Below are 22,549 nucleotides of genomic sequence, written 5' to 3'. Positions count from 1 at the left end.
GTCACGTATTATCGGAACCGTACGCACCCGTCGACCCTGAGGATCGCCATGACCGTCGCGCCCCGCTACGCCGAACCGCTGCATCCCGCGCTACCCGCCTCTGGCTTCGAGCTCGATCTCGCGCATGCCGCCCTGGTGGTCACCGACCCGCAGATCGACTTCCTCAGTCCGGATGGGGTGTCTTGGGCGATCTTCGGCGACAGCATCACCGAAAACGGCACCGTCGCCCACATCAGCGAATTGTTCGACGCCGCCAAGCTCGCCGACATCACCGTCGCGGTGTCGCCGCACCACTTCTATCCCACCGACTCGCAGTGGCGCTTCGGCGATCCACTCGAGGCATTCATGGGGGGAGTGGGCATGTTCGGACGGCAGGGCGCGTACACGCTGGACGGCTTCGCCGGCTCGGGCGCCGACTTCCTGCCCGCCTACCGCGACCACATTCACGACGGCCGCACCGTCATCACCTCGCCCCACAAGATCGTCGGCCCGGAGTCCAACGACCTCGTCCTGCAACTGCGCAAGCGCGGCGTCAACCAGGTCATCCTCGCCGGCATGGCCGCCAACCTCTGCGTCGAAGGACACATGCGCGAACTCGTCGAGCAGGGTTTCGAGGTGGTCGTCGTGAAGGACGCTACCGCAGGGCCTCGACTGCCCGAAGGCGACGGCTACCTGGCCGCGCTCGTCAACTACCGATTCTTGGCCAGCGCGGTCTGGACCACGGCCGAGGCCGTGAACCACCTCATCTCCAACACCCCGAACACCGAAGGACGTTGAACAACATGACAATCCACGATCCACGACACCACACCCTTGCGTTGAACCACGGCGGCGGGCAGATCCCGGCGCTCGGGTTCGGCACGCTGGTCTCGGACAGCAGGAAGACCCGAGAGGCGACCGTGGCCGCCGTCGAGGTCGGCTTTCGCCACCTCGACTGCGCCGAGCGGTACCGCAACGAAGCTGAAGTCGGCTTGGCGCTCAAGGACCTACTCGGCAGCGGCGCGATCCGTCGCGAGGACCTGTTCGTCACCACGAAGCTGTGGAACAACAACCATCGGCCCGACCGCGTCAAGCCCGCCCTGCAGGCGAGTCTGCGCAAGCTCGGACTGGACTCGGTCGACCTCTACCTGGTGCACACCCCCTTCGCGTTCCGGCCCGGCGACGACCAAGATCCCCGGCATCCGCACGGAGCGGTCGTCTACGACGACGGGGTGACACTGGCCGAAACCTGGTCCGCCATGGAAGGTCTCGTCGACGAGGGGCTGTCCCGCGCGATCGGGCTGTCCGACATCGACGCCGACGGCACCCGTGACGTCATCGCCGGTGCCAGAATTACACCGGCGGTCGTGGAGGTGGAGTCGCACCCGTATCACCCGCAGTGGGAACTGCATCGTCTGTGCCAGGCCGAAGGCATCGTCCTGCTCGCGTTTGCGCCACTGGGCCACGCGCTGGAACCGCGCCTGCTCGACGACCCGCTCATCGTGGAGGTGAGCGAACAAACCAGGCAGACACCCGCGCAGGTGCTTCTGGCCTGGGGCATCCAACGTGGCACCGCGGTGCTGACGTCGTCGGTGACACCGTCCCGCATCGCCGAGAACGTCGACGTCACCGCGTTGCCCGACGACGCCGTCCAGTCGATCAGCGAACTCGAGACCAGAATCCGGTTCAACTCCGTCGTCGACGCCGGCGAACCCGGGTTCCTCCAGGTGCCGCAGGGGAGTTGACTGACGACCACATGAGATCGAATGGCTACGACCCCGACGTGCTGGCCCCCGGGCTGGACGTGGTGTTCTGCGGCGTCAACCCGGCCGCCAGCGCGGCGGCCGACGGACACAACTTCTCCAGCGCGAGCAACCGCTTCTGGCCGGTCCTGCACCTGGCCGGGTTCACCGACACCCGGCTGCGCGCCCAGGACGAACGCCAGCTGCTGACCTACGGCTGTGGCATCACCGCGGTGGTGTCCCGCCCGACGTCGACGGCAGCCGAGATCGGACCCGAGGAGTTTCGGGACGCGAAACCGTCCTTCGAGGCCAAGATGCGCCGGTACCGGCCCCGGGTCGTCGCCTTCCTCGGCAAGCGCGCGCTGTCGGCGATGCTCTCGACGCGAGACGTCGACTGGGGAAGGCAGCCGACGGATCTCGCCGGCTCGATCGCGTGGGTGCTGCCGAACCCGAGCGGGCTCAACCGAGGCTTCACCCTCGACGCGCTGGTGCGGGCCTACGCCGATCTTCGCGCCGCGGTGCCCGGCCGCTGACGACGCCACCAACGATCACCACGAGTCAAACCATCGCCCGACCGACGGTGCCTCCCTTACCGTCACCCCACGTGACCAACGCCCACCTCAGTCGTCGCCGCGCGCTTCAACTACTCGGACTCGCCGGCGGCGCAATGGCATTCGCGCCGGCCCTCGCCGCGTGCGGATCCGAGGGCAGCACCGCCGCGCTGTCCACCACCGCCCCGACGGGCGGACGCTTCGACGGCGTCACCCTCAAGCTGCTGGTCAACCAGCCGCACGTGACGTCATTCCGTGACGTGCTGGCGCCCAAGTGGAAGGACGCCACCGGCGGCACCCTCGAGGTCACCGCCGCACCGTACGACCAGCTGACCAGCAAGCAGATCCTCGACGTGCAAAGCGGTACGGGCGAATTCGACGTCTTCGACTACTTCTACTTCGGTCTCGGCGACCTCGTCGACGCCGGCGCGCTCACCGACCTCACCGGGTGGATCGACGCCAACGCCGACAAGATCGGGACGAGCGGCTACCTGAAGTCGATCTACGACCCGTACACCCTGCTCGACGGCAAGCGCTACGGACTGCCCTACGACGGCGACGTCCACATCCTCTTCTACAACGCCGAACTCTTCGACAAATACAAGGTCGCACCGCCCACCACGTGGGACGAGTACGACGACGTCGCCGCCAAGATCACCACCGACGCGAAGGGCTCCGCCTACGGCGCGATCGTCTCCGGTCAGCAGGTCCCGATGATCCTCGGCTGCTCCTACATCAACCGACTCACCGGTTACGGGGGAAACCTGTTGGACGCCAACGGGAAACCCGAGCTCACCTCCGACGCCTCGGTCGCCGCGCTGACCCACCTCGTCAAGGTTTCGCCCGCCGCGTTGCCCACCCCGCTGCAGATCGGCTTCGACCAGGCCAACACCGCCTTCCTCACCGGGCAGGGCGCGATGCTCGACACCTGGACCGACATGGCCCTGCGGGCCGAGGACCCGACGGCCTCGAAGATCGCCGGCAAGTGGGGCGCGCTCTCGCTGCCCGTCGGCGGTGCCAACACCACCCCGCGCACCGCGCTCGACGCCGGCTTCGGGCTGGGCATCTCCACCGCCACCAAGAACCAGGACGCCGCGTCGGCGTTCATCTCCTGGGCCACCGCCGCCCCGCAGAACCTGGTCGTCTCCTCCACTCCCGGCGCCGGCATCGACCCAGCCCGCGGCGAGGTGCTCGACTCCGACGGCTACGCCAAAGTGGTGACCAAGGCCATCGGCCCCATCCGCCAGGGATTGAACGGCAACCCGCTGGTGTGGCCCAAGACGGCCGGCGCACCACAGTTGCTGCAGGGCTTGGTCGACCAGATTGCGTTGGCCGTCAACGGCACCCAGACCGTCCAGCAGTCGCTGGAGAACTCCCAGCAACAGTGGGACAAGGCCCTGGCCTAATCCTCGTGTTGGGCCTCATCCCGCCCACACGTCCTCCACGTAGTGGTCGGACGCCACCAACCCCTCAATCCACTCCTTCGCCGCCGCGTCATCCGCACCCGTACGCGCGCTGTAGATGGCTCGGAACGCCGCCCGCACCGCCGGCGCCATCCGACCCCCGTCACCACAGATGAACACGTGGGTGTTCTTCGCCGGATCGCCCAGCAGCTCCCAGACGTCGTCCGCATCGGCGGCGATCCGATCCTGCACGTACTTGACCCCATCCACGGGAGCCCGCGAGAACGCCGGCCGCATCCGCACGATGCCCTCCCGCTCGCCCTCCTCGAACGCCTCGCGGAAGATGTAGTCCACGTCCGGATCGCGAACGCCGAAGAAGCACAACGCCGGTGAGAACGGTTCACCCGCCTGCTTCGCCGCCAACCTGTCACCGAGGAAGCCGCAGAACGGTGCGACGCCCGTGCCCGCGCTCACCAGGATCACGTTGCGCTTCGGCTCCGCGCCCGCGCGGAACGCCTGCCGCGCCGGGTCGATCCTCGCCCGGATCCGTGTACCGGGCGCGACCCCGGCCAGATGATTCGACGCCACCCCCTTGAACAGCCCGTAGCCCGACCGCGCCGGCGTGTCGAGCACGCTGACGATCAGCGCCACCTCGTGCGCCGACAACTTCGACGACGACGCGATCGAATAGTGCCGTGGCGTCATCGGTTCCAGTAGCTCCAATAGTTCGGCACCGGTCAGTGCGCACGCCTTGAACTGCGCCAGGCACTCCAGTGGGCTCAGCGCACACGGATCGTCCGAGTCCGCCAACGCCTCGAGCGCCTTCCGTTCCGGCTCGCACGGGTTGACCGCCGCCATCTTCTTCAGTTGGCTGCGCGTCGCCGGCTTGCGCAACTCGACGAAGTGCGTCAGCAGCTCGCGCACGCTCACCTCGCGGTCCAGCGCGATCAGCCGTCGCGACGTGCGCCGCGGATTGATCGACAGCCGCAGCTCTGGGTCGATCTGCAGTAGTTCCAGCACCGTGTCAACCACCTCGGGTGGATTGTCGGCCAGCACCGTCAGATGGTCACCCGTCGAATACGACACGTCCGCGGGAAGCGCCACCCGGACATAGTGTTTCGCCTGACCCGGCACGTTCACCAACTCGTCGTTGAGTGTGACCGTCATCGGCTGCACCGCGAACCGTTCGTCGATCGCCGCCGTCAGCAGGCCCTCGATGAGGCGCAGGTCGTACAACGGCTCGTCGTTCGTGGTCAGCGATACGGCATCCGGATCGCCGTAGTGCTCAGCCAACGCCGACCACAACGCCGTCTCGAACTCCTCCAGCGTTCCCGTCAGATCACCCGACGTGTCCGCCGCCGCCCTCGGCAGCAGCGGTCGTCCACCGAGCGCCGTCAGCCGCTCGTCGTAGATCTTGGGCACGGCCTGGTACGTGTCCGCCCAGTTGTGATCGCCGACGCCGAGCACCGCGAACAGCGGCTCATGTTGGAGGACGGCATCATCCGACTGCAACCACGAGTAGAACTCCCGGGCGTCATCCGTCGGCTGACCGTTGTACGAGGATGCGACGATCAGCACGGCATCGGCCTGGGGTAGCCCGTCCACCGCCGTGTCCAATGCCGCGACCGTTGCGACGCAACCGATGTCGGTCGCCTCCTCCGCGAGCTGCTTGGCCAGTGCCCGGCAGGTGCCGAGATTCGAGCCGTGCAGCACCGCCAACGTCGTCCCCGCCCGAACGGGCGCCGACGCCGACGCCGACGTGGTGACAGCAGTGGCAGGAGCCGTCGCCACCACCACCCGCTCCTCCGACGTTCGCCGCACCAGTTCCACCGAGAACCCGACCGGTCGTCGGCTCAACCCCTCCCACTGCAACACGTAGTGCTGCGAGTCGATCAGCCGGTAGCGGTGCACCAGCCGCGCGAGCAGCATTGCCGCCTCGTGCAACGCGAACTGCCGCCCGATGCACGACCGCTCCCCGGTGCCGAACGGCTTGAACAGCGCCGTCGACCGACCCTCGGCGACATCGGGGTCGAACCGGGACGGGTCGAACAGCTCCGGGTTGTCGCCCCACTCCGGCTGCCGGTGCAGCGCGCCGGTCAGGATGGTGAGGGCCTCGCGCGCCTTGACCGGATAGACGCCGCCGATCACCGTTTCCGCCAACGCCATCCGATCGAAGTTGAGCACCGGTGGCGACAGGCGCAGCGTCTCGCTGATCACCTGGCGCAGGTAGGCGAGCTTGCCGATGTCGTCGTACGTCGGCAGGTAGTCGTCGTCGGGGCCGAAGACGGCGTCGACCTCGGCTTGCACGCGGGCCAGCACCGCGGGGTGGTGCACCAGGTTGTAGACGGCGTTCGGCATGAGCTCCGACGTCGTCAGCTGCCCGGCAATCAGGAAGGTCATGATCTGGTTGCGGACGTTGTCGTCGGACAGGGTCCCGTCAGCGCCGAGCATCACGTACAACAGATCGCCGGTGCCGCCGCCAGAGTGTCCGGCGATCAGCTCGTCGAAGTACCCGTGCAGGGTGGCCAGCTCCGCCTCGAACGCCGGGGACTCGCCGTTGGTGAAGACCTCGGTCAGCGCGTTGGTGAAGCTCTGCGGAATGGGCGCCAGGCCGTCGTAGTCGTACGACTCGAACCGCGCCCCGAACCCCGCCAGCCCGACGGTGTCCATGGCCAGCTTCTGCAGATCGCCGGACACGTCGACCGGCCCCACTCCGAGGCGCGCGTCCCACCGCGCGACCAGCTGCTGGTTGATCGCCAACATCGCGTCGTGGTAGTTGCGCAGCCCGGAGTAACTGAATCCGGGCAGTAGAACATCGTGTGCCGTCTGCCAATTCGGCTCGCCGTGGAAGGCGGTGAACAACCCGTCCCCGGCTAAGGGGCGGATCCGCGACAGCGACGCCGTCGGGTTCTTGGCGAACCTGCTCTCGTCGCACAGTTCCGCGACGAGTTCTTCGGAGCACGCGTAGAGCTTCCGATCACCGCTCCAGTCGCCGTAGAAGATCGGGCCGTGCAACTCGGCGAGGATGTCGATCGGCAGCGCGTATGGCCTGCCGGCGAGTTGCGCGTCGGTCGGCAGGGACACGGAAGGGACGTCGTCGAGCGACGGCGGTGCGGACGGCGCGTACTCGGGCATTCGCGCAGCATAAGCATCGTGAGGTGCATATTTTCGGCAACGTTGAAAATGCGCAGTACTTGGGGTGACTCACCGCCCCGGTCGTCGCACCGTGATGTCGTCCGACCGGGTTCGCGCGGCGGCATCGGCAGGTGCGACCTGCACCGCCAACGCCCTGCCCGCTTCCTCGAACACCAGCGGCGGCGGGCCGTCGTGGAGGTGCTTGTCGCCCCACTGCACGAGGGACAGGAACGCCGGCAGCAGGTCCTCTCCGGCGTTGGTGAGCCGGTACCGGTCGCGCGCCCGCTGGCCCGGCTCCTGATAGGGCTCCCGTGCGACGATTCCGGCGGTCTCCAACTGCTTCAGCGCCCGCGAGACGGCTGGCGCCGAGCTCTCCGTCCGATCGACGAAGTCGTCGAAACGCACGGTGCCGAAGAACAATTCGCGCAACACCTGGAATGCGGTCTTCGTGCTCAGCACGTTGAGCACCTTCGTCATCGAACAGCCCTCGCCGATGGACCACTGCGAACGATCGCTGAGCGAGGGTTCGAACTTCATCGTCCACTCCGTCCTGAATAACGCTTGCATTAGTCAGAATAGCATGTTGTCATAGAGATGACTAACGACAACGTTATTCAGATGAAGGAGTCGGCATGACCTACTTGATCACCGGTGCCACCGGCAAGACCGGCGAGCGCGCCGTCCGCACCCTGCGCGTGCGCGGTCACCGCGTCCGCGCGTTCGTCCACTCCCGCGACGAACGCTCCGAGGCTCTCGAGAACCTCGGCGCAGAGATCGTCACCGGCGACTTGCTCGACTTCCACGCGGTGAGTTCGGCGATGGCCGGTGTCACGGCGGCCTACTTCTGCTACCCGATCCTGCCCGGTCTGCTCGACGCGACCGCGATCTTCGCGCAGGCCGCCTCCGAGGCCGGCGTCGACGCCGTCGTCAACATGTCGCAGATCAGCGCCAGGCGGAACGCGAAAAGCCATGCTGCGCAGAACCACTGGCTCAGCGAGCGGATCTTCGACCGGTCGGCGTTCAAGACCACGCACCTGCGGCCGACGTTCTTCGCCGAGTGGCTGACCTGGCAGTGGTCCCGCGACGAGCAGGGCGGCGTCTTCCGGCTGCCGTTCGCCGGCGGCCGGCACGCGCCGATCGCCGCCGCCGACCAGGCCCGCGTCATCGCCACGATCCTCACCAACCCCGCACCGCACGACCGGCAGGTCTATCCGCTGCGCGGCCCCGTGGAACTCGATCACCACGGCATCGCCGCCGAAGTGGCTGATGCGCTCGACATCCCGGTCCGATACGAGTCGATCGACCTCCCCACCTTCGAAGAGCTGCTGGCCATCCAGGGTCGCGTCCCCTACGCCATCCAGCACCTCGTCAACGTCGCGCAGGACTACCGCGAGGGGATCTTCGCGGGCGCGGACAACCTCGTCGAGGTCATCACCGGGACGCCCGCGAAGACGGTGGGGGAGTTCGTCGCGGCGAATCGGGGCGAGTTCGACGGGACGGGGCAGCAGATCGCCTGGGAGAAGCTGCGCGCACGTTAGCGGCGGCGGCCGCGCGACAGCCGACCCGGGGACTCGCTCTCAGTAGACGTCGCGCACGTATCGCTTCTCGCGCTTCATGGAGTTGACGTAGTCGGTGGCGGCGTCGTCGTCCAGCCCGCCGTGCGCCGAGACGACGGCATGCAGCGCATGGTCGACGTCCTTGGCCATCCGCGTCGCGTCGCCGCACACGTAGAAGTGCCCGCCCTCCTCCAGCCAGGAGAACAACTCCCGACCGTGCTCCAGCATCCGGGTCTGCACGTAGACCTTCTCCGCCTGATCGCGAGAGAACGCGAGCTCCAAGCGATTCAGAACTCCCGATTCCTGCCAGCCCACGATCTCGTCCTCGTAGGCGAAGTCGTGTGCACGGTGCTGATCGCCGAAGAACAACCAGTTGCGGCCCTTGGCCCCTCGTAGGGCCCGCTCCTGCAGGAACGCCCGGAACGGCGCGACCCCGGTGCCGGGGCCGACCATCACGATGGGCGCGTCGTCGTCGGCGGGCACCCGGAAGGACTTGTTGGGTTGCAGGAAGATCTTGGCCTCGACCCCGCGGTCGGCCAGGAACGTGGAGCACACGCCGCCGCGTTCTCGGCCGTTGGACTGGTACCGCACCGCCGCGACCGTGAGGTGGATCTGGTCCGGATGCGCCAGCGGGCTCGAGGAGATCGAATACGCTCGATGTTGAAGTGGTTTCAGCAGCCCGAGGAACTCCTCGACGCTGAGGTCGTCGCCCGCAATCTGCAGGATGTCCAACGCGTCCTTGCCGTACAGCCAGCGGTCCAGCGTCTCCTTCACGCCGCCGCGCAGCACGTGCGACAGCTCCTCGTTGTCGGCGCGACTCTCCACCTCACCGAGCAGATCCTTTGACGGCGCGCTGATTTCGTAATTCTGACTCAACAGCTTCCCGAGCGGCTCCCCGTCGACGAGCGTGCCGACCGACATCCGGAAGTGCTCGACGATCGCGTCCACCAGGGCGGGGTCGTTCTCCGGGATGACGGCCAGCGCGTCGCCGGCCTCGTACTCGATTCCGCTGTCCGCCAACGCGAATTCGACGTGCCGGATCTCCTTGTCCGAACCGGCACCCGACAGCAGCCGGTTGGTCGCAACCCGCGCGGTGAACGGGTTCTTGCGCGTCCATCCCGACCGGGCGACCGCACTCGGCGCCGGCGTGCTCGGCATCCCCGTCGCGCCCGAGGACGGCACCAATGCGGTCAGCGCCTGCTGAATCCACTCCGCGGCATCGGTCTCGTAGTCGACGTCGCAGTCCACCCGCTGCAACACCCGGGTCGCCCCGAGCTGCTCAAGGCGCATGTCAAACAGCTTGCCCGCCTGACAGAACCCGTCGTATCCGGTGTCGCCCAGGGCCAGCACCCCGAACGACACGCCCTCCAGGCGTGGCGCCACGTCGGCTGCCAGCGCCTCCCAGAACAGCTCCGCGTTGTCGGGCATCTCGCCCTCGCCGTACGTCGACGTCACGATCAGCACGTACTTGAGGCCCGCGAACTCCTCGAGCTCGATCTCGTCGAGCCCGCTGACGGTCACGTCGAAGCCCTGCGACTTCGCTGCCGCCGCAGCGTCGTTCGCGACACCCTCGGCGTTGCCGGTCTGCGTCCCGTACAGGATCCGCAGTGACGGCCCCGGCTCGACCTGGTCGGCGACGGCAGGTGGCGGGGCGTTCACGTTCATGGCGAGCCGCGAGTGCAACCCGGCCAGGAAGCCCGAGATCCACGCCCGTTGGTCCTCGTTGAACGGCGCGTCCTGCGGGATGTAGGCGATCTTCGTCATGCGCTCTCCTCGCAGGCTCCGAGCCCGCATGTCGATCGTCGATTCGCTCCGCAAGCGTCGCTCATGCGCTCTCCAACGAGTCGAACGACGCCGCGACGTCCGGGATGGACTGCGCGGCGAACAACTCCTCGAACGACGGCAGCCGGCCTATCCGTTCGACGTTCTTGGCGTCCTGATGCAGGATCCAGCCGTACGTGCCGGGACTGTCCATCGACAGCACGTTGCGCTGGGTCAGGGCCGCCTTGTAGTCCGTGATCCGCTTGTTGGCCACGAACACCGCCAGGTTCTCGTCGGTGAAACCGTCCACGGCGTCGCGTGCGTACTTCTGCAGCTTCTGGATGAGGTAGTAGTCCTCGGTGAGCACCAGGTTGCGCACCGCCTTGCCGACCCTCGCGTCGGCGACGTCGGTGACACCCGGCAGACGTGAAAGTGCCACCTGCTGAGCCATGTTCAGCACCGTATAGGTGTTCAGCAGCGCATACATGTCTTCGGTGTCGGTGACCCCGTACCCGGGCACCGCGCCGCCGAGCACGTACTCGTCGTCGCGGTAGGACCGCTTGAACTTCGCCACCTGGTGACCGGCAAGCGCCGTCGCCAACTCGTCCAGCAGCTCCTTGCGGGTCTTGGACGACAGGATCGCGTCGGCGTCCTGATACTGCAGCAGCGCCCTGGGCATCGCGAACACGACGTGCGTGCGCGTGGTCTCCCAATCGGCCAGCAGGTCGGCGCCCTTCACCGAGCCGGTGGCCGCCACGTGCCACTCCAGCAGCGTGCGTGCCGCCTCCTCGTGGAACGGCGCCTGCGTCACCGGTGCCAGGGTGACGGAGTCGGCGCTGACCTTCGACGGCAGGTCACCGGTCGGGTCGTACTGGTAGAGGAAGCCGCCACTCATGCCGTTGGCGACGCCCTTGCCGAAGCCGCCGATGTTGAACACCGCGCCGTTCGTCATGTATTCGCAGAGGAACTCGCCGACGCCCTCGACCACGGCGGTCGCGCCGGAGTTGCGCACCGCGAACCGGTCACCGGCCTCGCCCTCGACGAACAGCCGGCCGCCGGAGGCGCCGAACAGCGCGAAGTTGCCGATCAGCACGTTGCCGCCGGGTCGTGTCGACCCGCCACCGGGGGAGCGCACCGTGATGCTGCCGCCGCACTGGCTCTTGCCCACGCCGTCGTTGCAGGTTCCCTTGTGGGTCATCGTCATTCCGTCGTTGCAGAACACGCCGTAGCTCTGGCCGGCCGACCCCGTCGTGGTGATGACGACGCTGTCCGGCAGCAGATAGCGTCGGCCGCGGTGGTCGGTCGCGACCGCGCTGCCGGTGGCGCCCTCGTGATTCAGCATCCGCTCGATGTCGATCGCCAGCTGACCGCCGACACTCTTGTTCATGTTGCCCAGCGACACCGGATCCGCGACGACGCCGTCCAGGCTGGGTTGGGCCGTCAACTGGGCCAGGAACGAGTCGTCGACCGCGTAGTCCTTCTCCAGGTAGATCGGGTTCTCGGGCACGAATCCGTGTGCCGGTGCGAGCATCGCCCGCAGGTCGAGCCGGCCGATGCTCGAGGGGTGGTCCAGCAGGTGCAGCAGATCGCTGCGACCGCGGGCGTGCCGCAGCGACGACAGCCCGAGGGTGGCCAGGATCTCGCGCACCTCGTGGGAGATGTTCAGCAGGTACTGGGCCAGCGCGCGCGGGTCGCCCTCGAAGGCTTCGGCGTTGGTGGTCAGGCCGGCCGGGCACTTGATGTTGCAGTTCTTGGCCATCACGCACTTGAGCATCATCAGCGCGGTGGTGCCGAACTCGTAGCTGTCGGCACCCAGCAGCGCGGACTTGACGACGTCGCTGGCCGTCTGATGAGCGCCCGAGGCCCGCAGCACCACCTTCTGCCGAATCCCGTTGGCCACCAACGCCTGGTGTACCTCGGCGACGCCGATCTCGGCGGAACGCCCGGCGTACTTCAACGACGTCACCGCGGCGGCACCGGTGCCGCCGGTGTTGCCCGCGACGTTGATGACGTCGGCACCGGCCTTGGCGACGCCCGCGGCGATGATGCCGATGCCCTCGCTGGACACCAGCTTGACGATGACGCGGACTCGGGCGGCCTTGCAGTCGTGGATGAGCTGGGCCAGGTCCTCGATCGAGTAGGTGTCGTGGTGCGGTGGCGGCGACACCAGCTCGACGCCGGGGGTGCCGCCGCGGGCTGCCGCGATCTGCACCGTCACCTTCGGAGCCGGAAGCTGGCCACCTTCACCGGGTTTGGCGCCCTGCCCAATCTTGATCTCCAACTCGCGCAGCATCGGGTCGGCCAGGTAGCCGGCCCAGACCCCGAACCTGCCGGAGGCGAACTGCTTGATGCGCGAGCCGCGGATGGTGTCGTAGCGGGTGATGTGTTCACCGCCCTCGCCACAGTTGGACAGGCCGCCGACCATGTTGGTGCCGTGCGCGACGGCTTCGTGGGCCGGCGCCACCAGCGCACCGTGGCTCATCGCGCCCGAGCTCAGCGTGGCGGTGATCTCGTCGGCGGGCTGCACCGCCGCGAGCGGGATCGAGTCCGGTGCCGGCCGCAGCTGCGCCAGGTAGTGCCGCGCCCGACCGCGCGCGGTCAGCCACAACCGGTCGCCGATCACCTCGTGGTCGACGATCGCGTCGCCGAACCGTTGCAGCAGCGAGTCGGCGAGCGCAGCCAGCCGTTCGGGGGTGTGGGTCAGCCGCAGCGTGAACTCGTCACCGACTCTCACCAGCGTCAACCCGCGGACCAGGTAGGAGTTGTTGCCGAACTGTGCGAACTGGCCCATCTCGGAACGGAATTCGTCGGCCGTGTGCGCGAAGTTGACGTCGGCGGGGAACGCCAGCACGTCACGGAGGGCGGCCGGACGGCGGGCCCGCTCGGCGTTGACCGCGAACACGAAGCTGCGGTAGCCGGGCGTGATGTCGAAGCTGTTGATCGCCCGCGGCGTCATCTCCTCGAAGCTGTTGTTGCGGTATGCCTCGTCGTCCAGGCCGAAGGCCCCTTCGAGTTGGTGCAACGGCAGCGTCCTGAGGAACAACGGGTCGGTCATCTCGTGGTTCGCGGGCCGGGCTTCGTCGCCGAAGGAGATGGCTTCCTCGGTCATGTCGATGAAGCCGCGCACCGCGGTCGTGCCGTAGGAGTGGCCGGCACCCTCGGCCCGCTCCTTGAACAGGCCGAGCAGTGGCACGTCCTTCTCGTCGCCGACTTCGACCGCCCGGGCGTGCCATTCGGCGGAGGTGTCGGACAGGGTGCGGAAGCCGACGCCGCCCACCACCGAGATCACGTTGGGGAAGTACTTGTTGAGCACCGGCCCGTTGGTGTCGAGGTAACTGGGTTCGAAGAACTCGCCCCCGATGTAGCTCTCCACCGTGCACAGGCCGACGCGACCCATGGTCTTCATCAACGACTTCTCGGCGGCCTTCTTGAACCGCTTGAACGCGGCCACGACGGAGGCGTCATCGGGGCCGAACTTCTCCTCTGCGCGCATCTGCACGCCGAGTGAGTAGACCGCCGACGCGCCGAATCCCAGGACCGTCGCGACGTGGTGCGACGAACAGACCTGACCGCTCTCCACGATCACCGACACCCGCCGGCGCAGGCCCTCTTCGATGAGCCGCTGGTTGACCGCCGAGATCACGATGGTCATGGGCATCGCGGCGAGCTCGCTGGTGACGTGGCGGTCGGAGATGACCGCGATGCCACCGGATTCGCGGGCAAAGGCCTCGACCTCGTCGCACAGGTCGTCGATGCCCTTGATCAACGCGGCCGAGTTCGCCTCGCCGTCGTCGGGCACCACGCGGTACCGGCTGCCGAACCGCCGCACCGGCGTCTGCTTCTGGTCGCGGATCTTCAGCATGTCGAGGTGGGTGAGAATCGGCGACTGGATCATGATCTGCGGCGCGGGCGTCGCCCCGCTGTTGGGCTTCGCGCCGAGGGCGACCCGCAGCGTCATCCCGTCGGCCTCGCGGATGCTGTCCAGCGGCGGGTTGGTCACCTGAGCGAAACGCTGCGAGAAGTACCGCGCAATGCCGCCTTCGTGATTGGACAGCGCGTTGATCGCCGCGCCGTAGCCCATCGCGGAGATCTTCTCCTGCCCCGTGGCGAGCATCGGGTCCATCAGGAACTTGAAGCTCTCCTGGTTCAGCGAATACGCCACGTACCGCTGATAGCGGTTGAGGTCGCCGTTGTAGCGGGCGGGCGACAGTTGCCCTTCCGGCGGGACGGCGGGCAGATCGTCGAGGTTCACGCGCGCCTCGGCAACCATTGCCGGGTAGTCATGTTGTGCGGCAAGCATTTCCAGCGCCTCGGTGGTGGTGAACGAGCGCCGCCGGGTGTGGTCGTAATACAGCATGCCGCCGGCTTCGATTCGGCCGCGGGTGGTCACCTCGTCGGGCGGGAAGTAGAGCTGGCCCGCTTCCGACATGACGCCCAGGTACTCGGCCGTCTCGACGGTGCGCAACGGGCGCAACCCGAGCCGGTCGAGCCGGGAGCCGATGTAGCGGCCGTCACCGAAGATCAGGGCCGCCGGGCCGTCGTTCTTCTCCTCGTAGAGGCTGAAGAACTCCAGCATGGCGCGCACCTCGGGGGACAGCGTGGGGTCGTTCTCCCACGCCGGCGGCATCATCGCGACGACGGCGGTGACGAGGTCGAGGTCGTCTTCGAGGACACGGTTCTGCAGGGTCTGGTCGAGGCGGCAGCTGTCGGACTGGCCGTGCGGCCGAATGATGGCGCGGTTGCGGGCCAGGGCGACGGCGTTGTCGGAGAGCCGGTTCTTCTTGTCGGTGTTGAGTTCGCCGTTGTGCGCCATCAACCGAAAGGGTTGAGCCATGGTCGCGTTCGGCTCGGTGTTGGTGGAGAAGCGCGTGTGGAAGAACATCGAGTGCACTTCCATCGACGGGTCGGACAGATCGCTGAAGTAGGGCACCACTTCGTTGGAGTTCAGGCGACCCTTGAGCACCTGCGTGCGGGCGCTCAGCGACAGGGGGTACATGCCGCGAAGTTCGGGACGGGTGTAGGCGACGCCCTCGATGGCCATCAGAGCGTCGTGAATGCTGCGGTCCGACAGCGGGCCGCCGTTCGCCGCGGTGAAGACCCACTGGCGGATGGGCAGTTGGTACTTGACCGCGGCCGGTCGGATGGCCGTGTCGTCCACGGGCACCTCGCGTTCGACGAGGACGTCGAAGCCACGGTCGGCGAGGGCTTGGCGGATGACCTGCTCGGCCTCGGCGTGGAACGCCGGGTCGTTGGGCAGGAAGAAGTTGCCGACGCCGAAGACGCCGAGGTCGAGGTCGGATCGGCCGGTCACCCTGCGGAAGAAGCGCAACGAGAGGTCGAGGTTGACGCCCGCACCGTCGCCGACGCCCTCCGACGACATGCCGCCGCGGTGGGGGACCGCGCAGAGCGCCTCGTGCAGCTTGCGGATGACCTCGTGGGTCTGCCGACCGTCCTTGCGGGTCAGCAGGCCGACGCCGCAGCTGCTCTTTTCCTGATCCGGGTCATACAGTCCCATCACGCGAGGCTCACCCCTTTAGAACGCAGTCGCAACACCCGGGGCCTCGTCGTTGAGCATGGGCGAGCACAAACACCTTAGGATACCCTCATCCGGCGGTCGGTGCAGCGCTCGACGTCGGCGACGGTGGCGACGCTCGGCTCGTCACGAGTTAATCCATCGCCTCGGCGCCGGGTCTGCGCCTAACGTGCCCCCACGTGACTCGTCGCGTTCCCACCTGGCTGGCGGCCCCAGCCATCGCCGGCGTGGCGTTGCTACTGGTGTATCCGACGATGTACCTCGTCGGCCTCGCCCTGACCAAGTCCTCACTTGCCAAGCCGCTCAACCACTTCACCGGACTGGACAACTTCGCCGGGGCCTTCGCCTCGCCGGCGTTCACGCCGTCGCTGTGGAAGTCGACGGTCTTCGCGGTCGTCGCCGCCGTCGTGACGACCCTGCTCGGGCTCGGCATCGCGCTGCTCCTGCGGCACCGGGGCGGCGGCTTCGGCGTCGTCGGTGCGCTGTTCCTGCTACCGCTGGTGACCGCCCCGGTGCTCGTCGGGGTCGCCTGGAAACTCCTGCTGGCCCCGGTGGGCGGCGGATTCGCCACCCTGTTCAAGGCCGTCGGCCTCGAGGGCTTCAACCCGCTGGGCTCCGGCGTCGGCGCGTTCGTCGTGCTGGTGGTCATCCACGTCTGGCAGTGGACGCCGTTCGCGACGCTGATCGCCTTCGCCGCGCTCGGCGTCGTCCGCCCCGAGCTCCTCGAGTCCGCCCGCATCGACGGCGCCACCCCGTGGCGCACCTTCACCACCGTCACGTGGCCCGCGATCGCCCCCAGCATCTGGGCGGTCGTCGTGCTCGAACTGGTCATCGGCTACAAGGTGTTCGACGTCCTCGTCGTCATCACCGCCGGGGGACCGGGGTTCTCGACGAGCCTGTCGCCGTTCGTGATCTACCAGACCGGCCTGCGCGGCAGCTTCGACATGGGCACCGCCGCCGCCCAGACCCTGGTGTTCGGCCTCGTCGTGGGCGCCGTCGCCACCGTCGTCACGGCGCTGCGGGCCCGTGCGGTCAAGGCCGACGCGTGAAGGCTCGGCTCGTCCTCCTCGGCGGGGTCGCGGTGGCCCTGCTGCCCATCGCCTACCTGCTCTCGCTGGCCCTGCGTCCCGCCGGTGAGGTGCTCAACTCCAGCCTGCTGCCCGACACGGTGACCTTCGACAACTTCGTGAAGGTGTTCGACACCATCGAGCTGGGCACCATGCTGACCAACTCATGGGTCTCGGCCGTCGGCGCCGCGGTACTGGCGGTCGTGATCGCCACGCCGGCAGCCTATTTCACCGCGCGACACGTTCGCGGCGACCGCCTCCTGACGATCCTGCTGGCCAGCTACTGCGCGCCGCCGATCGTCGCGATCATTCCGCTGTTCTTCCTGCTGCGATACGCCGGGCTCACCAACAGCCTCGCCGGGCTCGTCCTCGTCAACGGGCTCGCGGGGGTCCCCGTCGCCGCCTGGTTGCTCGACGGCTTCGTCCGGCGCATCCCCGTCGAGATCGACGAGGCCGCGGTCATCGACGGACTGTCGGTGGCCGCGACGCTGCGCAAGGTCATCCTGCCGCTGCTGTGGCCTGGCATCGTCGCCGCGTTGCTCGTCACGTTCTTTCTGTCCTACAACGACTTCCTCTTCGCGGTGTACCTCGCCGTGACGAAGGAGAGTCAGACGCTCACCGTCGGACTGTCCCTCTTCCAAGGCGATCGCAACGTCCAGTTCGGCCAGCAGGCCGCGGCCGGACTGCTCGGCCTCGCCCCCGTCTACGTGCTCGCGCTCGCAGCTCAGCGCTACCTCGTCGGCGGACTTACCACCGGAGCCACGAAATGAGCCACGTCGACGTCGTCGGCCTCACCAAGACCTACGACGACCGCGCCGTCGTCGACGACCTGTCCCTCACCCTGCCCGACGGGTCGTTGACCGTGCTGGTCGGTCCGTCCGGCTGCGGCAAGTCGACCACCCTGCGCATCGTCGCCGGATTGGAGACCGCCGACGGCGGCACGGTGTCGATCGGTGGTCGTGACGTCACCGCGGAGTCCCCGCGGACGCGTGACGTTGCGATGGTGTTCCAGAACTACGCGCTGTACCCGCACTTGTCGGTGGCCGCCAACATCGCGTTTCCGTTGCGCAACAACGGCGTCGCGAAGGACGAGGCGGCGCGGCGGGCGCGTGAAGCCGCCGACCGGGTGGGCATCAGCGCGCTGCTCGACCGCAAGCCGCGGCAACTGTCCGGCGGCCAGCAGCAGCGGGTGGCCATCGCCAGGGCGTTGGTCCGCACGCCGAAGGTGTTCCTGTTCGACGAGCCCCTGAGCAACCTCGACGCCAAACTTCGCGTCGAATTGCGATCGGAAATCCGGCGCCTGCAACAGGATTCGGGCATCACCGCGCTCTACGTCACGCACGACCAGGAAGAGGCGATGACGATCGCCGACCAGCTGGTGGTCCTCGACGCCGGGGCGATCGCGCAGGTCGGCACGCCCGAGGAACTTTACCGGCGGCCGGCCAACGCGTTCGTCGCGGCGTTCATCGGCTCGCCGAGCATGAATCTGCTGCAGGGCGCCGTCCGGGGCGGGACGTTCGAGGGAGACGGGGTCCGGTTCGCCGCGCCCGGCACCGACGCCGCGGCCGTGACGCTCGGCGTGCGGCCCGAGGACCTGCTCGTCGCACCGGCGGAGCATGGCGAGGGCACCGTCGAGATCGTCGAATTGCTCGGTCCCCGTTACGTCTTCATCGTGACGGCCGGCGCGCACCGGCTGACCGCCGTGGTCGAGGCGGCCACCGTCGCGGGCTGGGGGAGGACGCCCGCCCCCGGGGACGCCGTGACGGTCGACGTCCGCGCCGACCGGGTGCACTTGTTCGACACCGCGTCCGGCCGCCGGGTCACCCCGTAGGTTCCCGCGAGCAGACATAAAGGGCCCTCAATCCCGTGGAATGAGGGCCCTTTGCGTCTGCTCGCCGGCAAAGGCTAGCGCTCGGTGCGCCCGATGCCCCACGCGTACGGCGGGGGAGTGCCGTTGACCTGATACGCCCCCAGCACCTTGGCCTTGAAGATGCGCGGGTTGTGCGACGCGACGGTGCGGGCGTTGCGCCAGTGTCGGTCCAGCCCGCGCGCCGACGACGTGCCCGATGCGCCAAGGGTGTCGAAGAGGTTCGACGCCGCGTCGATCGCCAGCTGCGAGGCCGTGACCTGCGCGGCCGAGGACTCCAGTTCGGCTCGCTCACTGGCCTTCTGCAGGCCGTCGGCATCCGCGGGATCCACCAGCGCGGCCGCGTCGATGGCCTCGGCGACCTTCAGGGCCAACGCCTCGGTGGTGTACGCCGACGCCCAGATCTCGCCGACGCGGGCCAGCACCTGCGGGTCGTCGCGCACGCGAGAACTGTTGGCGTGGCTGAAGTTCCGTTCGCGCTGCTGCACCTCGCGGGTGACGTCGACCAGCACCGCGCGCGTGATGCCCGCCAGCGACGCCAGGTGGTTCAGTTGGTAGAGCGCGGTCTGATAGGGGTGGCGCTCGCCGAAGGCCACCAGGTCGTCGACGTGGGCGTCGTGGAACTCCGCGGTGCCGGTGCCGGTGCCCCGCTGGCCGAACCCGTCCCAGTCGTCGTGCACCACGACCCCGGACTGACGGGTGTCGACGATCGCGATGGCCGGGTCGTCGCCGACCCGCGCGTAGACGTCGGCCCACTCGGCGAAGATCGTCCCGGTCGTGTAGTACTTGCGGCCGTTGACGACCGGCTGGCCGTCGAACGTGCGTCACCTCGGTCTGCACGCGGTCGATCGACGTCGAGCCCGTCTCGGTCCAGGCGTTGCCCGCGATCTCCCCGTCGACGAACCGCTCGAACCACCGCCGCACGTCCTCGCCGCGGCGATGCCGGAACAGCACGTCCTCGGCGAAGACGAAGTGCCCGCGCAGCGCCTGCGCCAGGTTGGCGTCGGCGGTGGCGACGTCGATCCACAGCGCCGTCACCTCGCGCCAGTCCAAGCCCCACCCGCCAAACTCGGTCGGCACGCGCAGCGCCCCGAAGCCCGCCGCCTTCAGCGCGTTCACGGCGTCGACCGGCAGTTCGCGGTCGAGGTCACGCTGGCGCGCCCCGGCCGCGATCTCCTCGAGCACGGGTGCGAAGTGAGCGCGGGCGTCGTGGACACGGGCTTCGGCGATGATGGTCACAAGGCTGCATTGAACTGCGAAAACACCCAAAAAGCGTGGCTTTGACTCTGCCAGAGTGCAACCCGACGGCCCCGAAGGTTCCGGTCATAGGGTGACGCCGTGACTCGCACGCCCTGGACCACGCTGCCCACCGACGACGAGACCGAGCGGTGGGATGCCGTTGCCGACGAGACCGGCCGGCTGCTCGCCCGCGACGCGCTCGCCCGCGACCGCGCCAACGCCGACCCAGAGGGGGAGCTCAAGCTCCTCAAGGACTCCGGTCTGGCCAACCTGCTGATCCCGCGCCAGTTCGGCGGCCACGGCGGACACTGGTCGACCGGTCTGCGCGCGGTGCGGATCCTCGCCCGCCACGACGCGTCGATCGCGCAGATCCTGAGCTACCACTACTGCAACCAGGCGGCCATCGTCTTCTTCGCCGACCCGTCGCGCTGGGAGCACTGGTACGGGGCGTCGGCGCGGGGCAGCTGGCTGTGGGGTGACGCCGTCAACCCCGTCGACCCCGACCTCGTGCTGACCGCCGACGGGACGGGCTACCGGCTCAACGGCCGCAAGCGATTCGCGACCGGCGCCTCGACGGGTGACGTCACCCTCGCCATGGCCGCCGACGGCGAGCCCGGCGCCCGGATCCTGGCCACGGTCGTCCAGCGGGACCGCGACAACGTCGAATTCGCCGGCGACTGGGATGCGTTGGGCCAGCGGCTCTCCGCAAGTGGCAGCGTCGAATTCCACGACGTGGCGGTCGCGCCGGAGGACATCCTCGGGGAGGTGGGTGAGGAACCGTACTCGACGCTCGTCACGCCGGGCGTGCAGCTGGGGTTCGCCAACCTGTACCTCGGCATCGCCGAGGGCGCGCTGGAACGAGCCAGGGAGCTGACGCTGGAGCGGCGCGGCGCCTGGCTGCTCGGCACCGCCGAGCACTACTCGCGAGATCCGTTCGTGCAGCGCGTGTTCGGCGAGCTGCTGTCGCGCACCGCGGCCGTCGAAGCGCTGGCCGACCGCTGGAACGCCCGCTTCGACCGCGTGATCGCCCGCGGCGCCGACGTCACCCCTGCCGACCGCACCGACGCCGAGATCGGCATCGCCAAGCTCAAGATCGTCGCCACCGAGACCGCGCTGGACGTCGCGCACCGCGTCTTCGAGGTCACCGGCTCCAGTTCGACCCGCAGCCACGTCGGCCTCGACATCTACTGGCGCAACATCCGCACGCACTCGCTGCACGACCCCGTCGACTACAAGAAGCTCGAGGTCGGCGCGAACTACCTCACCGGGGACGTGCAGCCAATCACGTTGTACACCTAGGCAACCGGCCACCCGGCGAGTGCCAGGTCGGCGACCTGCCGTAGTTGGTCGCGGGTGGCGCCGCTTTGGGCTTGAACGGCGAGGCCCTGGCAGATCACCAAGACCCACCGGGCCAGCAGTACCGCGTCGACGCCGATCGGCTCGCCGTCGGCGATCGCCCTGTCGAATCGGTCGGCGAGCTGGTGCACCGTGGCCTCGCGCAGTTCGACCAGCCCGGGTGCTCGCCCGACGGTCAGGCAGCCGGGGATCTCGCCGCTGACGGTCTGCGCTGCGCCGTGCACCATCGCCTGGGCAACCTCGCGGGCCGTGGGGCGGGCGAGAGCGTCGAGGAGGTAGTCGCCGGGTCCGGCGAGATAGCGCTGGGTGGCGCGGGCGAACAGGTTCTCCTTGGATCCGAACTCGGCGTAGATGCTGCGCCGGTTCACCCCCGTCGCGTCGCTGACGTCGGAGATCGACACGCCGTCGAAACCGCGTGCCCAGAACAACGTCATCGCGGCGTCTTCGACGTGATCGGGGTCGAACTGCCTCGGCCGTCCTACCGTCACGGTGGCACCTCCTCCGTGTGATGCCGGTCACAGGCGGAATGTCTGCGTCGCCAACAGGCTTGACCACAGCGTACTTAGTAACACAACGGTTCGTAACTATCTGGAGGTCAAGACATGAGCACAGCACCCCTGACGGGACGACGAGCACTGGTGACCGGCGGGTCGCGCGGCATCGGCGCCGAGATCGTCCGGCGACTGGCCTCCGACGGCGCCGCTGTCGCCTTGACCTACTCGTCGTCGAAGGCCGAGGCTGACGCCGTCGTCGCCGAGGTCACCGCGACCGGCGCCACGGCGCTCGCCATCCAGGCCGATGCCGCGGACCCGACGCAGACCGCAGCTGCCGTGGACCGGGCCGTCGCCGAACTCGGCGGCTTGGACATCGTGGTGAACAACGCCGCCACGGCGATTCTCGCCCCCGTCGACGAGTTCACCCCCGAGCAGTACGACCGGCTCCTGGCCATCAACGTGGGCGGGGTGTTCTGGACGGTTCACGCCGCGCTCGCGCATCTCGGTGACGGCGCCCGCATCATCAACATCGGCAGCGTCAACGCCGACAGCGTCCCGACCCCGGCGACCGCGGTGTACGCGCTGACCAAGGGCGCGGTGTCGTCGTTCACCCGTGGACTGGCCCGCGAGCTCGGCCCGCGCGGTATCACCGTCAACAACGTGCAGCCCGGTCCGATCAACACCGAAATGAACCCCGACGAAGGCGAATTCGCCGACTCGCTGCGACCGCTCACCGCGCTCGGGCGCTACGGCAAGACCAGTGAGGTGGCCTCCGTGGTCAGCTTCCTGGCCGGCCCTGAGTCGGCCTACGTCACCGGCGCCAACGTCAACGTCGACGGCGGCTTCACCGCCTGACGGCAACGATC

At 68.3% G+C, this 22,549-nt stretch carries 16 protein-coding genes and 1 pseudogene; 10 read left to right on the top strand and 7 right to left on the bottom strand.

Annotated elements, in window-relative coordinates; genetic code table 11:
- Nucleotides 1–48: 48 nt before the first annotated feature.
- The 4 genes from H7J06_RS27645 (at nt 49) to H7J06_RS27630 (ending at nt 3,678) form a co-directional block, all read left to right on the top strand.
- A complete protein-coding gene (locus tag H7J06_RS27645; protein WP_264042611.1) occupies nt 49–777 on the top strand; it encodes a cysteine hydrolase family protein in 729 nt (242 codons plus the stop codon).
- 5 nt (nt 778–782) lie between these two features.
- On the top strand, nt 783–1,724 hold the full coding sequence (locus H7J06_RS27640; RefSeq protein WP_264042610.1) for an aldo/keto reductase: 942 nt from the start codon (nt 783–785) through the stop codon (nt 1,722–1,724).
- Between the two features lie 11 nt (nt 1,725–1,735).
- On the top strand, nt 1,736–2,254 hold the full coding sequence (gene mug / locus H7J06_RS27635; protein ID WP_264042609.1) for a G/U mismatch-specific DNA glycosylase: 519 nt from the start codon (nt 1,736–1,738) through the stop codon (nt 2,252–2,254).
- 71 nt (nt 2,255–2,325) lie between these two features.
- Nucleotides 2,326–3,678, top strand: coding sequence for an ABC transporter substrate-binding protein (locus tag H7J06_RS27630; protein WP_264042608.1), 1,353 nt, complete (start codon nt 2,326–2,328; stop codon nt 3,676–3,678).
- A 15-nt stretch (nt 3,679–3,693) separates the two neighbouring features.
- On the opposite strand, the gene H7J06_RS27625 is transcribed toward H7J06_RS27630, so the two are convergent.
- Entirely contained in the window at nt 3,694–6,810 is a 3,117-nt protein-coding gene (locus H7J06_RS27625) for a bifunctional cytochrome P450/NADPH--P450 reductase (protein ID WP_264042607.1), read from the bottom strand.
- A gap of 69 nt (nt 6,811–6,879) precedes the next feature.
- The gene (locus H7J06_RS27620) at nt 6,880–7,347 is read right to left on the bottom strand and encodes a winged helix-turn-helix transcriptional regulator (protein WP_264042606.1); all 468 of its coding nucleotides are present in this window, start codon (nt 7,345–7,347) and stop codon (nt 6,880–6,882) included.
- A 95-nt stretch (nt 7,348–7,442) separates the two neighbouring features.
- Here H7J06_RS27620 and H7J06_RS27615 point away from each other — a divergent pair, with 95 nt between their 5' ends.
- Nucleotides 7,443–8,348, top strand: coding sequence for an NAD(P)H-binding protein (locus H7J06_RS27615; RefSeq protein ID WP_264042605.1), 906 nt, complete (start codon nt 7,443–7,445; stop codon nt 8,346–8,348).
- A 39-nt stretch (nt 8,349–8,387) separates the two neighbouring features.
- Here the strand turns inward: H7J06_RS27615 and H7J06_RS27610 are convergent, their stop codons facing one another.
- Together H7J06_RS27610 and H7J06_RS27605 are read right to left on the bottom strand one after the other, a co-directional pair.
- Nucleotides 8,388–10,130, bottom strand: a complete 1,743-nt coding sequence (locus H7J06_RS27610; RefSeq protein ID WP_264042603.1) for a sulfite reductase subunit alpha — start codon at nt 10,128–10,130, stop codon at nt 8,388–8,390.
- Nucleotides 10,131–10,191: 61 nt separating this feature from the next.
- Nucleotides 10,192–15,642: a glutamate synthase-related protein gene (locus H7J06_RS27605; RefSeq protein WP_264042602.1), complete on the bottom strand. Its 5,451-nt coding sequence runs from the start codon at nt 15,640–15,642 to the stop codon at nt 10,192–10,194.
- Between the two features lie 197 nt (nt 15,643–15,839).
- Between H7J06_RS27605 and H7J06_RS27600 the strand changes: the two genes are divergently transcribed.
- From H7J06_RS27600 to H7J06_RS27590, 3 genes are read left to right on the top strand one after another with little or no spacing between them, the layout of a single operon-like run.
- On the top strand, nt 15,840–16,709 hold the full coding sequence (locus H7J06_RS27600) for a carbohydrate ABC transporter permease (RefSeq protein WP_264042601.1): 870 nt from the start codon (nt 15,840–15,842) through the stop codon (nt 16,707–16,709).
- Nucleotides 16,706–17,497, top strand: a complete 792-nt coding sequence (locus H7J06_RS27595) for a carbohydrate ABC transporter permease (RefSeq protein ID WP_264042600.1) — start codon at nt 16,706–16,708, stop codon at nt 17,495–17,497. Before H7J06_RS27600 ends, H7J06_RS27595 begins: the two co-directional genes overlap by 4 nt.
- Nucleotides 17,494–18,558 carry an ABC transporter ATP-binding protein gene (locus tag H7J06_RS27590; RefSeq protein WP_264042599.1) on the top strand — a complete coding sequence of 355 codons (1,065 nt, stop codon included), beginning with the start codon at nt 17,494–17,496 and terminating at the stop codon, nt 18,556–18,558. Before H7J06_RS27595 ends, H7J06_RS27590 begins: the two co-directional genes overlap by 4 nt.
- Nucleotides 18,559–18,632: 74 nt before the next feature.
- Here H7J06_RS27590 and H7J06_RS27585 read toward each other — a convergent pair whose 3' ends face one another.
- A complete protein-coding gene (locus tag H7J06_RS27585) occupies nt 18,633–19,277 on the bottom strand; it encodes an acyl-CoA dehydrogenase family protein (RefSeq protein WP_264042598.1) in 645 nt (214 codons plus the stop codon).
- Between the two features lie 265 nt (nt 19,278–19,542).
- Nucleotides 19,543–19,713, bottom strand: a pseudogene (locus H7J06_RS32740) (acyl-CoA dehydrogenase family protein); the annotation flags it as partial.
- A gap of 219 nt (nt 19,714–19,932) precedes the next feature.
- Here H7J06_RS32740 and H7J06_RS27575 point away from each other — a divergent pair.
- On the top strand, nt 19,933–21,132 hold the full coding sequence (locus H7J06_RS27575) for an acyl-CoA dehydrogenase family protein (protein ID WP_264042596.1): 1,200 nt from the start codon (nt 19,933–19,935) through the stop codon (nt 21,130–21,132).
- Here H7J06_RS27575 and H7J06_RS27570 read toward each other — a convergent pair.
- Complete coding sequence (locus H7J06_RS27570) at nt 21,129–21,677, bottom strand: TetR/AcrR family transcriptional regulator (protein ID WP_264042595.1); 549 nt, start codon at nt 21,675–21,677, stop codon at nt 21,129–21,131. The genes H7J06_RS27575 and H7J06_RS27570 overlap by 4 nt on opposite strands.
- Nucleotides 21,678–21,791: 114 nt before the next feature.
- Here H7J06_RS27570 and H7J06_RS27565 point away from each other — a divergent pair, with 114 nt between their 5' ends.
- Entirely contained in the window at nt 21,792–22,538 is a 747-nt protein-coding gene (locus tag H7J06_RS27565; protein WP_264042594.1) for a 3-oxoacyl-ACP reductase family protein, read from the top strand.
- The last annotated feature ends 11 nt before the right edge of the window (nt 22,539–22,549 follow it).

The sequence above is a fragment of the Mycolicibacterium hodleri genome, from assembly GCF_025822245.1.
Classification (GTDB): Bacteria; Actinomycetota; Actinomycetes; order Mycobacteriales; family Mycobacteriaceae; genus Mycobacterium; species Mycobacterium hodleri.
This window is presented reverse-complemented; position numbering and strand designations above follow the sequence as displayed.

Coding starts and splice junctions, on each gene's coding strand:
- H7J06_RS27645 (WP_264042611.1), top strand. CDS start 49: ATGACCGTCGCGCCCCGCTACGCCGAACCGCTGCATCCCGCGCTACCC.
- H7J06_RS27640 (WP_264042610.1), top strand. CDS start 783: ATGACAATCCACGATCCACGACACCACACCCTTGCGTTGAACCACGGC.
- mug (WP_264042609.1), top strand. CDS start 1,736: ATGAGATCGAATGGCTACGACCCCGACGTGCTGGCCCCCGGGCTGGAC.
- H7J06_RS27625 (WP_264042607.1), bottom strand. CDS start 6,810: ATGCCCGAGTACGCGCCGTCCGCACCGCCGTCGCTCGACGACGTCCCT.
- H7J06_RS27620 (WP_264042606.1), bottom strand. CDS start 7,347: ATGAAGTTCGAACCCTCGCTCAGCGATCGTTCGCAGTGGTCCATCGGC.
- H7J06_RS27615 (WP_264042605.1), top strand. CDS start 7,443: ATGACCTACTTGATCACCGGTGCCACCGGCAAGACCGGCGAGCGCGCC.
- H7J06_RS27610 (WP_264042603.1), bottom strand. CDS start 10,130: ATGACGAAGATCGCCTACATCCCGCAGGACGCGCCGTTCAACGAGGAC.
- H7J06_RS27605 (WP_264042602.1), bottom strand. CDS start 15,642: ATGGGACTGTATGACCCGGATCAGGAAAAGAGCAGCTGCGGCGTCGGC.
- H7J06_RS27590 (WP_264042599.1), top strand. CDS start 17,494: ATGAGCCACGTCGACGTCGTCGGCCTCACCAAGACCTACGACGACCGC.
- H7J06_RS27565 (WP_264042594.1), top strand. CDS start 21,792: ATGAGCACAGCACCCCTGACGGGACGACGAGCACTGGTGACCGGCGGG.